12 protein-coding genes are annotated in these 15,767 nt (G+C 63.3%); 10 read left to right on the top strand and 2 right to left on the bottom strand.

Annotated features, from left to right (window positions below; all coding sequences use genetic code 11):
• The first annotated feature begins 186 nt into the window (after positions 1-186).
• The 10 genes from AC56DI_RS16480 to AC56DI_RS16435 all read left to right on the top strand — a co-directional run bounded on the left by AC56DI_RS16480 (position 187) and on the right by AC56DI_RS16435 (position 13,588).
• Entirely contained in the window at positions 187-2,364 is a 2,178-nt protein-coding gene (locus AC56DI_RS16480) for a malate synthase G (protein ID WP_496347112.1), read from the top strand.
• A 208-nt stretch (positions 2,365-2,572) separates the two neighbouring features.
• The gene (locus AC56DI_RS16475) at positions 2,573-4,195 is read left to right on the top strand and encodes a methyl-accepting chemotaxis protein (protein ID WP_496347111.1); all 1,623 of its coding nucleotides are present in this window, start codon (positions 2,573-2,575) and stop codon (positions 4,193-4,195) included.
• 24 nt (positions 4,196-4,219) lie between these two features.
• Entirely contained in the window at positions 4,220-5,377 is a 1,158-nt protein-coding gene (locus AC56DI_RS16470) for a hypothetical protein (RefSeq protein WP_496347110.1), read from the top strand.
• Positions 5,378-5,388: 11 nt separating this feature from the next.
• Positions 5,389-5,784, top strand: coding sequence for a phosphate ABC transporter substrate-binding protein (locus AC56DI_RS16465; RefSeq protein ID WP_496347109.1), 396 nt, complete (start codon positions 5,389-5,391; stop codon positions 5,782-5,784).
• Positions 5,785-5,923: 139 nt separating this feature from the next.
• Positions 5,924-7,852 (top strand): putative nucleotidyltransferase substrate binding domain-containing protein, encoded by a 1,929-nt coding sequence (locus tag AC56DI_RS16460; RefSeq protein WP_496347108.1) that lies wholly within the window; start codon positions 5,924-5,926, stop codon positions 7,850-7,852.
• Positions 7,849-8,556, top strand: a complete 708-nt coding sequence (locus tag AC56DI_RS16455) for a 3'-5' exonuclease (RefSeq protein WP_496347107.1) — start codon at positions 7,849-7,851, stop codon at positions 8,554-8,556. Before AC56DI_RS16460 ends, AC56DI_RS16455 begins: the two co-directional genes overlap by 4 nt.
• A gap of 276 nt (positions 8,557-8,832) precedes the next feature.
• Positions 8,833-9,345: a sigma-70 family RNA polymerase sigma factor gene (locus AC56DI_RS16450; RefSeq protein ID WP_496347106.1), complete on the top strand. Its 513-nt coding sequence runs from the start codon at positions 8,833-8,835 to the stop codon at positions 9,343-9,345.
• The gene (locus AC56DI_RS16445) at positions 9,342-10,271 is read left to right on the top strand and encodes a DUF4880 domain-containing protein (RefSeq protein ID WP_496347105.1); all 930 of its coding nucleotides are present in this window, start codon (positions 9,342-9,344) and stop codon (positions 10,269-10,271) included. The genes AC56DI_RS16450 and AC56DI_RS16445 overlap by 4 nt, the downstream gene beginning before the upstream one ends.
• Positions 10,272-10,370: 99 nt before the next feature.
• Entirely contained in the window at positions 10,371-12,737 is a 2,367-nt protein-coding gene (locus tag AC56DI_RS16440) for a TonB-dependent siderophore receptor (RefSeq protein WP_496347104.1), read from the top strand.
• Positions 12,734-13,588 (top strand): alpha/beta hydrolase, encoded by an 855-nt coding sequence (locus AC56DI_RS16435; protein ID WP_496347103.1) that lies wholly within the window; start codon positions 12,734-12,736, stop codon positions 13,586-13,588. Before AC56DI_RS16440 ends, AC56DI_RS16435 begins: the two co-directional genes overlap by 4 nt.
• A gap of 418 nt (positions 13,589-14,006) precedes the next feature.
• Here AC56DI_RS16435 and AC56DI_RS16430 read toward each other — a convergent pair whose 3' ends face one another.
• Both AC56DI_RS16430 and creD read right to left on the bottom strand, forming a co-directional pair.
• The gene (locus AC56DI_RS16430; protein WP_496347102.1) at positions 14,007-14,306 is read right to left on the bottom strand and encodes a hypothetical protein; all 300 of its coding nucleotides are present in this window, start codon (positions 14,304-14,306) and stop codon (positions 14,007-14,009) included.
• A 53-nt stretch (positions 14,307-14,359) separates the two neighbouring features.
• A complete protein-coding gene (gene creD / locus AC56DI_RS16425) occupies positions 14,360-15,694 on the bottom strand; it encodes a cell envelope integrity protein CreD (protein ID WP_496347101.1) in 1,335 nt (444 codons plus the stop codon).
• Between the last annotated feature and the right edge of the window lie 73 nt (positions 15,695-15,767).

Here is a 15,767-nt window from a genome sequence, read left to right as displayed (position 1 = left end):
TGTGACCAGTACACGCGCAATAGTCGCGAAGCGACGCGCGCCCGCTGATTTTTTCTCCGGCATCATGTAGTATCCGCCGCCTCGAACTACATGGCCGCCCGGCCTTGGTTTAGAGCCTGCTTGGCGGCCGTCAAAAGCCTTATAAACAGGCTCTCCAGCGTTGATTTTGATAGAGAGAGGCAAGCAATGACTGAGCGCGTACAAGTCGGTGGCCTGCAGGTCGCCAAAGTCCTGTTCGACTTCGTAAACAACGAAGCCATTCCGGGTACCGGCATTGCTGCCGACCAGTTCTGGTCCGGCGCCGAAGCCGTGATCAACGATCTGGCCCCGAAAAACCGCGCTCTGCTGGCCAAGCGAGACGCCATCCAGGCACAAATCGACGGCTGGCACCAAGCCCGCGCCGGTCAGGCCCATGACGCAGCCGCCTACAAAGCCTTCCTGCAAGAAATCGGCTACCTGCTGCCAGAGCCGGCTGACTTCAAAATCACCACCACCAACGTCGACGCCGAAATCGCCACCATGGCCGGCCCGCAACTGGTAGTGCCGGTGATGAATGCGCGCTTCGCTCTGAACGCTTCCAATGCCCGTTGGGGCTCGCTGTACGATGCCTTGTACGGCACCGACGTGATCAGCGAAGAAGGCGGCGCCGAGAAAGGCCGTGGCTACAACAAGGTCCGTGGCGACAAAGTCATCGCTTACGCTCGCGCGTTCCTCGACCAAGCCGCACCGCTGGCTGCTGGCTCCCACGTTGACTCCACCGCGTACCGTGTCGAAGCCGGCAAGCTGATCATCAGCCTCAAAGGCGGCAGCAACACTGGCCTGCAAGACGATGCTCAACTGATCGGCTTCCAAGGTGACGCAGCAGCACCGACCGCCGTACTGCTCAAGCACAACGGCCTGCACTTCGAAATCCAGATCGATGCCAGCACCCCAGTCGGCCAGACCGACGCTGCCGGCGTCAAAGACGTGCTGATGGAAGCCGCGCTGACCACCATCATGGACTGCGAAGACTCCGTTGCTGCCGTCGATGCCGACGACAAAGTGGTGATCTACAAGAACTGGCTCGGCCTGATGAAGGGCGACCTGGCGGAAGAAGTCGCCAAGGGCGGCAGTACCTTCACCCGTACCATGAACCCGGACCGCGCCTACACCGCCGTGGATGGCAGCGCCCTGACCCTACACGGCCGCTCGCTGCTGTTCGTGCGTAACGTGGGTCACCTGATGACCATCGACGCCATCGTCGACAAAGACGGCTTTGAAGTGCCGGAAGGCATCATGGACGGCCTGGTTACCAGCCTGATCGCCCTGCATGACTTGAAAGGCAACAGCAGCCGCAAGAACAGCCGCACCGGCTCGATGTACATCGTTAAGCCGAAGATGCACGGCCCGGAAGAAGCGGCGTTCACCAACGAGCTGTTCGGCCGCATTGAAGACGTGCTGGGCATGACCCGCAACACCCTCAAAGTCGGCATCATGGACGAAGAGCGGCGCACCACCGTGAACCTGAAAGCCTGCATCCAGGCCGCCAGCGAGCGCGTTGTGTTCATCAACACCGGCTTCCTCGACCGCACCGGTGACGAGCTGCACACCTCCATGGAAGCAGGCGCCATGGTGCGCAAAGCGGCCATGAAATCCGAGAAGTGGATCAGCGCCTACGAAAACTGGAACGTCGACATCGGCCTGGCTGCTGGCCTGCAAGGTCGCGCCCAGATCGGTAAAGGCATGTGGGCCATGCCCGACCTGATGGCCGCCATGGTTGAGCAGAAGGTTGCTCACCCAATGGCCGGCGCCAACACCGCCTGGGTTCCATCGCCAACCGCCGCTGCTCTGCACGCCATGCACTACCACCAGGTTGACGTGTTCGCCCGTCAGGCCGAGCTGGCCAAGCGCGAACGCGCCTCGCTGGACGACATTCTGACCATTCCGCTGGCACCGAATACCAACTGGTCCGCCGAAGACGTGCAGAACGAACTGGACAACAACGCCCAGGGCATCCTCGGTTACGTGGTGCGCTGGATCGACCAAGGCGTCGGCTGCTCCAAGGTGCCAGACATCAACGACGTTGGCCTGATGGAAGACCGTGCAACCCTGCGCATCTCCAGCCAGCACATCGCCAACTGGCTGCGCCACGGCGTGGTCAGCCTTGAGCAAGTAATGGAAACCCTCAAGCGCATGGCGCCGGTGGTTGACCGTCAGAACGCCAACGACCCGCTGTACCGTCCGCTGGCGCCGAACTTCGACAGCAACATCGCCTTCCAGGCGGCGGTTGAACTGGTCGTCGAAGGCACCAAGCAACCGAACGGCTACACCGAGCCTGTGCTGCACCGTCGCCGCCGCGAATTCAAAGCGGCTAACGGCCTGTAATAGCAACAATGAAAAAGCCGCCTCAAAAAGGCGGCTTTTTTATGCCTACAACCGTGCATTTGTGCAGCCAAACAGCTATAGCAAATGTAGGGGCAGCCGATATTAATAAAACGGGGGCTAACTGCGCAGTCAGCCAGAGTGCCCCTGAACAGACCAAAAAGCCCCGGTCACTCCTGTATTACTTACGTGTCCCGTATTGGAGCACAACATGCTCAAGAATCTGTCCCTGACCCTGAAACTGGCGCTGCTGCCAGCCGTTGCCCTGCTCGGCCTGTTGCTGTACGTGGGCTACAACTCGCAGCAGCTATCCAATAACGATTCACGCCTGGTGGAGCTGGAAACCCATAGCTACCCGACGCTGGAAAAAACCGACGCGGTGATCTTCCAGTTCTCACGCATTCCGGCACTGCTCAACAGCGCGGTGGCGGCTGGCGAAGAGTCGACCCTCACCGAGGCCCGTGAGGTATTGCAGGCTATCGCCGCCAAACAACAGGAATTGCAAGGCTTGCTGAGTAACCAGCGCGAGCGCAGTGACGAACTCGATGCCTGGCGTGTGGCCGTGCAACGCTATGCGGAAAACGCCCTGTCTGCGTCGTCTCAGTTGGTCAAAGGCACGGCCAGTTTTGACACCCTGCGCCCAAACTTGGACCGCATGGCTAGCGATCTCAGCCAGGCGCAAAAACTGGGCTCCGCGTTCCGCACCAATGCCTACCAGGACTTCCAGGACGCACTGGCACAAACCCGCAAGGACAACGCCACCACTACCCGCGTGGGGATAATCCTCAGCCTAGTGCTGGTCGCGCTTGTGGCCCTTGGCTCGTGGCTGGTGATTAGCAGCATCATGCGCAACGTGCACGGTGTGATCGACTCACTGCAAGCGATTGCCCGTGGTGATGGCGACCTTACACGCCGCGTATCAGTGGAAGCCAATGACGAAATTGGCGCCATGATCGAGCTGTTCAATGGCTTCCTCGACAAACTGCAAGGCACCATTCGGCAGATCGTCGAAGCAGCCAGCCCGCTGGGGCAGATGTCCCAAGAGCTGTACCGTCTGACCCAGGGTTCGGAAGAGAACGCCAGCTCCCAGCAAGGCCATACCGACTCCATCAGCCGCGACATTCAGACCATGACCAGCAGCATTCAGGAGGTCGCCCATCGTTCGCGGCAAGCCTCGGATGAAGCCGGCGCGGCCTCCAAACAAGCCGATGCCGCACGGCAGAGCATTGGTAGCCTGTCGACCAGCATCAGCGACCTGGGCAGCAGCGTAATGGGCGCGGTCGAGGCCATGCAGCAACTGGAGGAAGAAACCCAGCAAGTTGGCTCGGTGCTTACCGTGATCCGCAGCATTGCCGAACAGACCAACCTGCTGGCCCTCAACGCCGCCATCGAAGCCGCCCGCGCCGGTGAACAAGGCCGCGGCTTCGCCGTAGTAGCGGACGAGGTGCGCAACCTGGCGCAGAAAACCGCCGCGTCCACCGCCGAGATCCAACAGATCATTCAGCGCCTGCAAAACAGCGCCAACGGCGTATTGAACGTGATGACCGTCAACGGCGAAAAAGCCCAAGGCAGCATCGAGCGCTCGGTGCAGGCCACCCAGATGCTCGACGTAATCGCCCAGGCCGTCGGCCAGATCAACGAGCTGAACGCCGGCATTGCCCAGTTCACCCAGGAACAGATCGGTCTTTCCAGTTCGATCCAGCAAGAAACCGCAGTCCTGCAAGGGGATGCCCAGGCCACCGCCCATGGTGCTCAAGCCACTGCCCGCCTCGGCGAGCAACTGGTCAGCACCGGCGACCACCTGCGCGCAGCCACTGCCCAGTTCCGCGTATAACCAGAAACAACAGGAGCACACCTGATGAGTAAACGTCACCTTCTAAGCCTGGCGGTTTGCCTGGCCAGCCTGCCCGCCCTTGCCGTAGAGCAAGGCGAGTATCAATTCAACGGTTTCGGCACCGTTGGCGTCACCCACATGGGTGGCGAGAGCGATCTGGACTACGGCATGCAAGGCCAGACCAACGATGGCTGGCGTGGCGATCAGTTGTCCAAGCTGGCCGTGCAACTGCGCTACGGCATCACCGACACCCTTAGCGTGACTGGCCAACTGGGCACCAAACCGGTTCAGGACTCCTGGGAAGTCGGCCCCGGCAATCTGTACCTGGCCTGGCAGGCGAACGACAACCTGACCTTGCGTGGCGGCCGCCTGGGTACGCCGATCTACATGTACTCGGAAACCCTCAATGTGGGCTTCTCCTACCCATGGCTGCGCCTCCCGGAAGAGGTCTACAGCCTCGTCCAACTGACCAGCCACGACGGCGGCGACGTGCTCTACAACCGCAGCACCGATATCGGCACCCTGAGTTTCCAAGTTGCAGGCGGCCAGGCTATCAAGCGCGACCACTACGCGCTGGATGACATGCAGGAACTGGACTATCGCGACGTATTCGCTACCAACGTAGCGCTCTCCACCGATAACTTCGGCACCTTCCGCATCGGCTATGCCGAGGCAGATTTGCAGATCACCGTGGATGAGACCATCACCAACGTTTTCGGCGCGCCGCAAGACGTTGTGTTCAATGCGCTGGATGCGCAAAAAGGCAAGTTCAGCTCGCTTGGCCACCAGTACGACGACGGTACTTGGTTGAGCGCTGCCGAAGCGGTCAAACTCACCGTTGAACGGGATGACGACGCCGAAACCAACGCGTTCTACATCATGGGCGGCCGCCGTTTCGGCGACTACCTGGCGCACGTGACCTACGGCCAACTGGATGAGTCGTCTGGCCGCCAAGTGTCGATGACCTACGGCCTGAACTACAGCATCACGCCAACCGTCACCCTCAAAAGCGAATACAAGCGCGTAGATACCTCGCAAAGCGATGAGTCGATCGGTGTATTCAAAGCCAATGCGCAGCAGTCCTATGACAATGCGGCCTACCAGCAGACTGGCGTCTTTGGCGCTCCGCTGGGCACCCACGATGCTGATATCTTCAGCGTCGGCGTCGACTTCATTTTCTAAGGAGAGCCTTTATGAAAAAAATGCTTAGCGCTCTCGCCCTGCTCAGTTGCGCCGCCTTGGCTCAGGCCGAAGTAGCGGTGATCGTCAATGCTGGCGCCAGCGCCGCTCCTAGTCAGGCCGATGTTGCCAACATCTTCCTGGGCAAGGACAAGTCGCTGAAAGGTGTCGATCAGGCTGCCTGGAATCCGACCAAGGAGAAGTTCTACGCCAGTGTGGCGAACAAGAACGAATCCCAGCTCAAGTCCTACTGGTCCGGCCTGGTGTTCACCGGCAAAGGCCAACCGCTGCCCACCGTAGCCGATGACGCTGCAGTGGTCGCCAAGGTTGGCGCGGAAGCGGACGCCATTGGCTACGTTGATGCCGCTGCCGTCTCCGACAAGGTCAAGGTGCTGTTCAAACTGCCTTGATCGTTGGTGACTGAAGAAACCGCCCTCCGGGGCGGTTTTTTTATGGCCACACAAAACCACCTAGTGCGACCAAAGTTGCATTGGCGCGCGGCGCTCACTTGAGCCAGCATCCAAGCAAAGCCCTCGCTGGTAATTCGCTATGCAGATCGACGCTCAGCACCCCGGCAAAGTGGCGGTGATGCAGAACATCCACGGCACCATGGAGTTTCTGCGCAAGTACCCGCCCTTCAACCAGATGGAAAGCGCGCATCTGGCCTTTCTGGTGGAGAACTGCCAACTGCGCTTCTATGCGACCGGCGACAGCATCATCAAGCCCGGCGACGGCCCCATCGAGTATTTCTACATCGTCAAACAGGGCCTGGTACACGGCGAGCGGCCTCACAGCAGCAAGGACGGCAAGGAAACCACCTTCGAGATCACCGCTGGTGAGTGCTTCCCATTAGCAGCCCTGATTGGCGAACGCGCCACCCGCACTGAGCACCTGGCCGCCCAAGACTGCTTCTGCCTGCTGCTCAACAAGCCGGCATTTATCAAGCTGTTCACCCTCTCCAACCCGCTGCGCGACTTTGCCCTGCGCGGGGTCAGCAGCCTGCTCGACCAGGTCAATCAACAGGTCCAGCTGCACGCTACCCAGACCCTTGGCGCGCAGTATTCGCTGGAGGCGCGCCTGGGCGAACTGGCGATGCAACAACCCGTCAGCTGTCGACCACACACGCCGCTGCGCGAGGCCGTACGGCTGATGCACGAGCAGCACGTGGGCAGCATGGTGATCACCGACGAGCAGCTCAAACCCCTGGGCATTTTCACCCTGCGCGATCTGCGCCGGGTGGTAGCCGATGGCTGCGACGACCTCAACCAGCCGATCGCCCAGCTGATGACCCAGCAACCCTTCGCCCTGTCACCTCAGGCCAGTGCCTTCGATGCGGCGATGGCGATGACCGAGCGGCATATCGCCCATGTCTGCCTGGTGGAGCACGGCCGTCTGTGCGGGGTGATCTCCGAGCGCGACCTGTTCTCCCTGCAGCGCGTTGATCTGGTTCACCTGGCGCGCAGCATCCGCCATGCCGGCAAGTTGGAAACCCTGGCGGCGCTGCGCAGCGACATCCAGCAGCTGGTCGATCACATGCTCGCCCATGGAGCGTCCTCGACCCAGATCACCCAGCTGATTACCCAGCTCAACGACCACACCGTGTGCCGGGTGATCGAACTGGGCATCGAGGCCCTTGGCGACCCCGGCGTGCCCTTTACCTGGCTGTGCTTTGGCAGCGAAGGCCGACGCGAGCAGACCCTGTATACCGACCAGGACAACGGCATCCTGTTTGACGCCACCGATGCGGCCGAGGCCGCGACCATTCGCGCGCGCCTGCTGCCCCTGGCCACCCATATCAACAATGCCCTGGCCGAGTGCGGCTTCAGCCTGTGCAAAGGCCAGATAATGGCCAGCAACCCCGAGCTGTGCCTGTCGCGCAGTGAATGGTCGCGGCGCTTCCGCGGTTTCGTGCGCGAAGCCACCGCCGAAAACCTGCTGGCCTCAAGCATTTACTTCGACCTGCGGGTGGTCTGGGGCAGTGAGGACGGTTGCCGCCAACTGCAACAAGAACTGCTTGAGCTGGTGGCCGACACCCCGCTGTTCCAGCGCATGCTGGCCGATAATGCCCTGCGGCAGAAACCTCCCGTGGGGCGTCTGCGCGACTTCGTGGTGGCCCGCAAAGGGGCGGAGAAAGACACCCTCGACCTCAAGGTCCAGGGCCTCACACCGTTCGTCGATGGCGCCCGCCTGCTGGCATTGGCCAACGGCATCAGCGTCAGCAACACCCTGGAGCGCCTGCGCCTGCTGGTGGAGCAAGAGGTAATCGATGCCCAGGACGGCGCGGCCTATGCCGAGGCCTATCACTTTATCCAGCAGACCCGCCTGCAACAGCACCAGCTGCAAACCCGCGGCGGCCTGCCATTCTCCAACCGCCTCGACCCGGACAGCCTCAACCAGCTGGACCGACGCATCCTGCGCGAATCCTTCCGCCAGGCCCAGCGTCTGCAAAGCAGCCTGGCGCTGCGCTACCAGCTATGAGCCTGTTCAACTGGCGCAAGGCCCGCGGCCCGAGCCTCAGCGAAGAGCAGTTGCAGCGCCGCGATCAACTGCTGCCTGCCGAACCGATTGTGGAGCAGGCCCTGCACCTGCAACGCTTGGTCGTCCTCGACCTGGAAACCAGTGGCCTGAACACCAACCGCGATCTGGTGTTGTCGATTGGCGCCATCATCATCGAGGACGGCGCCATCGACCTCGGCCAGCAGTTCGAATGCACCCTGCAACGCGACGCCCAACCGACCAACGACAGCGTGCTGATTCACGGCCTCGGCCCCAGCGCCATCGCCGCAGGCGTAGCGCCGGCCGACGGCTTGCTGGCCTGCATGGAATTCATCGGCGCCAGCCCAGTGCTGGCCTTCCATGCCCCGTTCGACCAACGCATGCTCAGCCGCGCCCTGTACGACAGCCTCGGCTACAAACTGCAGCACCTGTTTATCGACCTGGCCGACGTCGCCCCACTGCTCTACCCGGATGCTGGCATCCGCAAGGGCGGCCTGGACGACTGGGTGCGCTACTGCGGCCTGCACGTGCAGGAACGCCACAACGCTAGCGCCGACGCCCTGGTGACCGCCGAACTGGCGCTGATCCTGTTCAGTCGCGCGCGCCGGCAAGGCCTCGACAGCCTGGTCGAACTACAGCTCCGAGCGCAATCCTGGCGCCGCAGGCAAACCGCGCCTTCGCTGTGACCCCCAGCACCCGGTAACCCAACGGTCGCCTGAACCAACTGCGGCAAGGTGCATCACTACTGCCTGAACACAACCAACGAACTGGCGGACCTGCGCACCCGCCACAGCCTTGCCCCGCACCGCGACCGCTCCCCCTAAACGCCACTGCGCGAGCACCAACATAGTGTCCGGCAACATCACACAGCAAAGAATTGAAATGGGAAGCATTCTCGACTAAGGTGCGCGCCCGTCATGCTCATCCATGACGCTTTGTGCTTGTCTGCCCGGGGCGGGGTCATGTCATCAGCTGAAATTGATTCGATCGTTCCTCTCGAGGTGCTGTACGGCACGCATCACGGCTGGCTGCAGGGCTGGCTGCGGCGTTCGGTCGGCTGCTCGCAGCAGGCGGCGGACCTGGCTCAGGACACCTTTGTGCGTTTACTCGTGCGTGGCCAACCGATCAGCGACCGGGCGCCGCGTGCCCTGCTGGCGCGGATCGCCCGTGGCTTGGTGATCGACCATTGGCGCCGAGATGCCCTGGAGCGCGCCTACCTCGAAGCGCTGGCGCATGTGCCCGAACTCAACCATCCCTCGCCGGAAGTGCGCCATGAGGCACTGCAGTGTTTGGAGCGCATCGCGCAACTGCTCGACGGTCTCAAGCCAGCGGTGCGCGAGGCCTTTCTGCTGTATCAGCTCGGCGGCCTCACCCATGCACAGGTGGCGCTGGAGCTGAACATTTCCAGCCGTAGTGTCGAGCGCCATGTGGCGAGCGCCCTGCTGCACTGCTACCACGTGTGTTTCGAGCCATGAGCGCAGCCGCCGAGCGCCTGCCCGAGCCCATCGTGCGCACGGCCATCGACTGGCAGATGCGCCTACGCGCCAATGGCGGCAATGCCGAACTGCAGCGGCAGTTGCAGGACTGGCTGCGCCAGGACCCACGGCATCAACTGGCCTGGCAGCGCCTGCAGCAGATGAGCGGGCTGTTCCAGGCCAGCCAGTTGCCCAGTGCCACGCAGAGCATCCCCCTGTTACAGCGCGCCGAGGCCGACCTCAGTCGCCGGCGCATGCTCAAGATACTCAGCCTCGGCGCGGCGGCCGGTGGCGTGACACTGCTGACCGCGAATGCACCGCCGACCTGGCACACCGACCTGGCCACGACCACCGGCGAGCGCCGCCTGGTAGACGTGGGCGATGGCGTTAAGGTGCTGCTCAATACCGGCAGCGCCATGGACGTGCAGGGGCAGCAGTTACTGCTGCGCACCGGTGAAGTACAGGTCGACGGCGCCAAATGGCAGGTGCGCTGCCGCTTCGCCGAGTGCAACGGGCACCAGGCACGGGTGCTCCTGCGCGAGCGGGACGCGCACAGCGAAATTCGCGTCGAGCAGGGCAAAGTGCTGGTAAGCGGCGCATCCGGCCAGCGCTGGCTGCAGGCCGGCGAGGGCCTGAGCGTTTCGGCGCGGGGCATGACCACCCTCGGCAAGGGGGCACTCGACCCCGCCGCCTGGACCCGCGGCCTGCTGGTGGTCAACGACATTCGCCTGGGCGACTTCCTGGCCGAGGCCGGGCGCTACCGCACAGGCTGGCTGGGCTGCGATGCGGCCGTGGCCGACCTGCACCTGTCCGGCGTGTTTCATCTGGATGAACCGCAGCTGATGCTGCGCAATATCACCCACCTGCTACCGGTAAAAATCGTCGAGCGCACGCGCTGGTGGGTGCGCATCGTGCCGGTGGCCTAGCCCCTCACCCGGCGGCGAAACCTCAGCAACTGCAGAAAACCTGTCGGACTTCTGCGCCTCATCCGGTTAGGGATGATCACTCCCTCAATGGATACCGTCATGCGCTCTGCCAGCCCCCTGCCGTTTCAGCTTCAGCCCCGTACCGTGCCAAGCGCCATCTGCCTGGCGCTGGCCCTGCTCGGCGGCACGGTGAGCCTGCCGGTGCGGGCCGAGTCGGCGGCGGCCAGCCAGGTTGCGCCGAGCATCCAGGCCGGCCCGCTGGAGCAGGTGCTGAGCAGCTTCGCTGAGCGCGCCGGCATTACCCTGTCCTACTCGCCGGAACTGGTGCGCGGCCTTAGCAGCCGCGGCCTGCAGGGTGGCGGCTCGCTGGAAAACGGCCTGGCGACGCTGTTGGCCGATAGCGGCCTGGTCGCGCAGAAGACCGACTCCGGCTACGTGGTAGTGCCGGCCCCCAACAGCTCCAGCTACCAGCTCGCCCCCACCAGCATTGATGCGGCACAGCAGAGTGCCTTCGCCCCGGTGGAGGGCTATTACGCCAGCAACGCCAGCAGTGCGACCAAAACCGACAAACCGATCCTGGAAACCGCGCAGAGCATCAGCGTGGTCACCGCCGAGCAGATCGCCGACCGCAATGTCGACCGCGTGCAGGACGCCGTGGCCTACAGCGCCGGTGTGCGCGTGGGCAGCTCGGGCCTCGACCCGCGCTTCGACACCATCAGCGTGCGCGGCTTCGACACCACAATGTCTGCCGACTTCCTCGACGGCCTGCGCCAGCCCTACAACGGCTGGCTGTCGATCTACGGCACCGAGGCCTACACCCTGGAGCGCATCGAAGTGCTCAAGGGCCCGGCCTCAGTGCTCTACGGCCAGATCAGCCCCGGCGGCATGGTCAACCGGGTAAGCAAGCGCCCAAGCCTGCTGGCGAAGAACCAGGTTGAGATCCAAGGCGGTAACAACGAGCACCAGCAGGGCCAGTTCGATATCGGCGGCAAGCTGGATGAAGACGGCGACGTACTGTTGCGCACCGTGGCCGTGTACCGCGACGCCGAGTACGACATTGAGCAGCTGAACAACGACGTGAGCCTGATCGCGCCATCGCTGAGCTGGCAGATCGACCCCGACACCAGTCTGACCCTGCTCGCCCAGTACCAGGAACGCGAAACGGCGGCCTCGCCAATGCTCTACCAAGACGGCGATAACCTCACCGACTTCTGGCAGGGCGACGAACACTTCGACAAGCTCGAACAGCGCCAGTCGACCTTCGGCTACGAGTTCGAGCACGCCTTCAATGACATCTTGAGCCTGCAGCAGAACCTGCGCTACGGCCAACTGGACACCACCAACCAGTACCTGCAGCCCGACGGCACTATCACCAATGGCGTCATGGATCGCTATGCGGTCGGCGTGTACGAGGACATGGACTCGGTGAGCAGCGACACCCGCCTGGTCAGCCGCTTCGCCACTGGCGAGCTGCAGCACACCCTGCTGACCGGCTGGGACTACGCCTGGTACGACAGCTCGGTGCTGTATGCCTGGGGTCCGGCGCCATCCATCGACATGAACGCGCCGAACTACCACCAGCCGGTCAGCAAGCCCACCGACCCGCTGGCCGACCAGGACAGCCTGAGCCAGCGCAGCGGCATCTATCTGCAGGATCAGATCGAACTCGATAACTGGCGCCTGTCCTCCGGCCTGCGCCGCGACTGGGTGCATGTGCGCAACAGCGACAACCTGAGCGGCGACAACAGCAAGACCAGCGACTCCGCCACCACCTACCAGCTCGGCGCGCTGTACCTGTTCGACAACGGCCTGGCGCCCTATGCCAGCTACGCCGAGTCCTTCCTGCCGCAGAGCGGCACCAACGCCGACGGCCCGCTCAAGCCCACCGAAGGCAAGCAGTACGAAGTTGGCCTCAAGTACCAGCCGCCCGGCACCAGCGCCATGTTCACCGCCTCGCTCTATGACCTGACCCAGCAAAATGTCTCCACCCGCGACCCGCTCGACCCACTCAACACCGTGCAGACCGGCGAGCAGGTGTCCCGAGGCCTGGAGCTGGAAGCCGTGGCCGACCTCAGTGAACGCCTGCACCTGACCGCCAGCTACAGCTACAACGCCCCCGAAGTGACCAAAAGCAACGACGGCAACGAAGGCAAGGACCCGAAAGACGTGCCACGTCACCTGGCCGCGCTGTGGCTGGACTACAACTTGCCGTTCGGCCTGGGCTTCGGCGCCGGCGCGCGCTACACCGGCAGCGTCTATGGCGACGACATGAACACCGCCAAGAGCGAGGACTACACCCTGTTCGACGCCGGCGTGCACTACGACTTCAGCAACGACATGGATGGTGCGCGCCTGGCCATCAATGCACGCAACCTGACCGACAAGCAGTACATCAACTGCCAGGACGGTTACTGCTACCGCGGCGAGGCGCGCAGCCTGATCACCAGCCTGAGCTACAGCTGGTGATCGCCCTGAGCTGGCTGCGCAATGCAGCAACCCTGATCGGCGCCTTGCTACTGGGCGGCTTGCAGGCCGCCCAGGCCGAGCCAGCGCCCCTGGACGGTAGCGAGCAATGGCTGATGAAAAGCGCCGAAGGCCGCGACTACCGCATCATGGTCAGCCTGCCGGAGGGCGACGTGCCCTATACCGGCGGCTACCCGGTGATCTATATCGTCGATGGCAACGCGCTCTTCCCGGCCTTTCACGCCGCCAAGCGCGTGCAGGAGCGCTGGAAGGGCGCGATCCTGGTGGCCATCGGTTATCCCAGCAACACACCGTATGACTTCAATCGCCGCGCCTTCGACCTGTCGCCGCCGCAGCCGGCTGAGCGCAACGACCCGCCCCAGGGCGGTCAGGACCTGTTTCTCGACTTCATCGAAAAGCGCCTGATGCCCAAGGTCAATGAGCGCTTCAAGGTCGATCAAGACCAGCGCAGCCTGGTGGGCTGGTCCTTCGGCGGCATGTTCGGCGTCTACAGCCTGTTCACCCGCCCGGCACTGTTCCAGCATGTGGTAGCGATCAGCCCCAGCCTGTGGTGGCGCGATCGCTACCTGCTGGCCCATGAGCGCGCCTTCACCGAGCAGGCTCATGCCGGCAAACTTGACCTAACCCACACCAGCCTGAGCATATGGGCCGGCGACCGCGAAATGCCCCAGGAAATCCAGGACGTACGCGCCCTGCAACGACGCCTGGAGAACCTCTCTCAGTATGGGCTGCGCAGCGACTTCCAGCTCGAGGCCGGCGAAGACCATATGTCGATCCCCTTCCGCGTCACCACGCGGGTGCTCGAAGAGCTGCTGACAACTCGACGCTTCTAGAAACGCGCAGAATCGCCATCATTCCCACGCCGAACCACGCACCACCGGGACTCCCGCCTGCGCGGGAGCGACGGCAATGATTGTTCAGCGCGTCTCCAGGCTGTCGCTCCATACCGTGAGTCAGCCTGCGCGGTGATAGAACAAGCCCCCCGCCGCTAACCCAGCGCGCCCCAACCATCGCCCTGCTGGCCTCGGCCGGGCTGTTTGCCGCCCTGCTCGGCGACGGCGCCTGGGATGCCCTGGCCTGGCTCGGCCTGGGCCTAATCGCGCTGCTTGGCAGCTGGCCGCTGCTGCCGCGTTGGCATAACCGGCCCTGAAGCGGGGCCTGGCGGGCGCTGGGCCGCCAGGAATAAACCGGCGATCTGGGCCGCCAGTTGCGCGCCAAGGCGGGCATCCTCGCGCAAGCCGAGATGCCCGCTCATGGCCGATACCACAGGCGGTAGCAGACGGCCGCCGGCAACAGGGCAAACTGCGCCAACGCCAGGCTGAACTGCAGAAATGAGCGCAGCGCCGGATGGGTAGCCGCCTCGGCCACGCCGGTGAGGGCCTGCCAGAAGGGCGCGGGCAACAGCAGCAACAACTGCGTCAGCGGCTGGCCGCTCAGCAACCAGCCGTCAATCACGGCAAACTGCTGGGTAAACATCAGGACACCGAGCAGCATCAGGGTTAACACCAGCGCCAGCACGTAGCAGGCGCTCAGTCGAATCAACGTCAGCATGGGGGTTCTCCAGGCTGGCGATCGGCCTGCGCCGAGCGCCAGCAATCAAATGATTAGGCCGGCTTGCCCAGGGCATACCAGTCGAGTTTGCGGGTCAGCAGCATCACCCCAGCCAGCAGGCCGAAGACCAGCAGCGAGCCCATCAGCAAGGCGTAGTCCTCGGCACTCAGCAGGCCGTAGAGCAAGGCATACAGAGCAGCCAAACTGCCGGCGAAGACCCCGCCACGCAGTGCGCTGTGCAGCACGCCAGCCAGGTACACGCCGAGCAGCGCCACGCAAACGCTGGCGGCCACTCCGTAGGCCGTAGCAAACGGCAGGTGCTCGGACAACGACAGCAACAACAGGTAGAACAGGGCCAACGCCAAGCCCACCAGGCCGTATTGCACCGGGTGCACGGCCAGACGCTTGAGCACCTCAAAGAGGAAGAAGCCGGCAAAGGTCAGAGCGATAAACAGCAAGGCGTATTTGATCGCCCGGTCGGTCTTCAGGTACTGGTCCACCGGGTCGACAAAGCTGACGCCAAACTCGCGGCTGTTGAAGGCGTGACACTCATCACGGCTGACGCAGTCATCCAGGGCCTCGGCAAAGTTGGTGGCAAAAAAGCTGGTCTGCCAGCGCGCACTGAAACCGCTGGCGCTGACCTCGCGGGTCACCGGCAGGAACTCGCCAATAAAGCTCGGGTGCGGCCAGTCGGAGCTCAGTTGCACCAGGGTTTCGCGGCCCAGCGGGGTAACCGACAGTTGCGCCGTGCCCTGCAGCTTGAGGTCGAAGGCAAAGTCCAGACGCTGGCCATTGACGCTGTCCAGCGCCGGCAAGGGCGCATGCACGCCACTGCTGAGCAGGCGATCAGCACTGCCGGCGGCAAAGGCCAACTCGCTGCCATTGAAACGCAGCTTGAGGTCGTTCTCGATACCCCGGATGTCGCTGATGCCGACGCTGAGGAAGGCCGGTTCAAAGCGGTAGTCACCATAGTCTTCGCTGATGCCGTACTGCGCCGGCAGCTGGAAGTGGCCGCTGATTTGGTTATCGCTGTGGTACAGGCGCGCCTGGTAGATGCCACGGCTGCGCTGCTCGGTGGCGATATGGCCATTGAGTTCGAAGCGCTCCGGGAGGAAATACAGGCGGCCGCGGTACTCACGCTCTTCGAGGTAGCGCTCGGCGGTTTTTTCGTGGGTTTTCCATTCGCGGACGGTCTTGCGGTACGGCACCACCAGCAGCGGACCGGTCAGCGCCTGGGCGGCGCTGGAGCTGCGGGCGATATCGGCCAGTACGCCATCGCGCAGCGCCTGCCGGTCGCTGACCATGCCGCCGATCAGCAGCAAGGGAATCATCAACAGCATGATCAGTACGCCAATCACGCCCAGCTTGATCGCCAGATTGCGGTTCATCGTGTCTCTCCCTGTGGTTGGCCTGGTGGCCGATAGGGAGAGTCTGAAGCGCGAGTGTGGAGCGGCCGTGGTG

The sequence above is a fragment of the Pseudomonas sp. BGA-UO-ETr-WB11 genome, from assembly GCF_059567785.1.
Note: the sequence above shows the minus strand (reverse complement) of the source record. Positions and strands in the feature narration are given on the sequence as shown.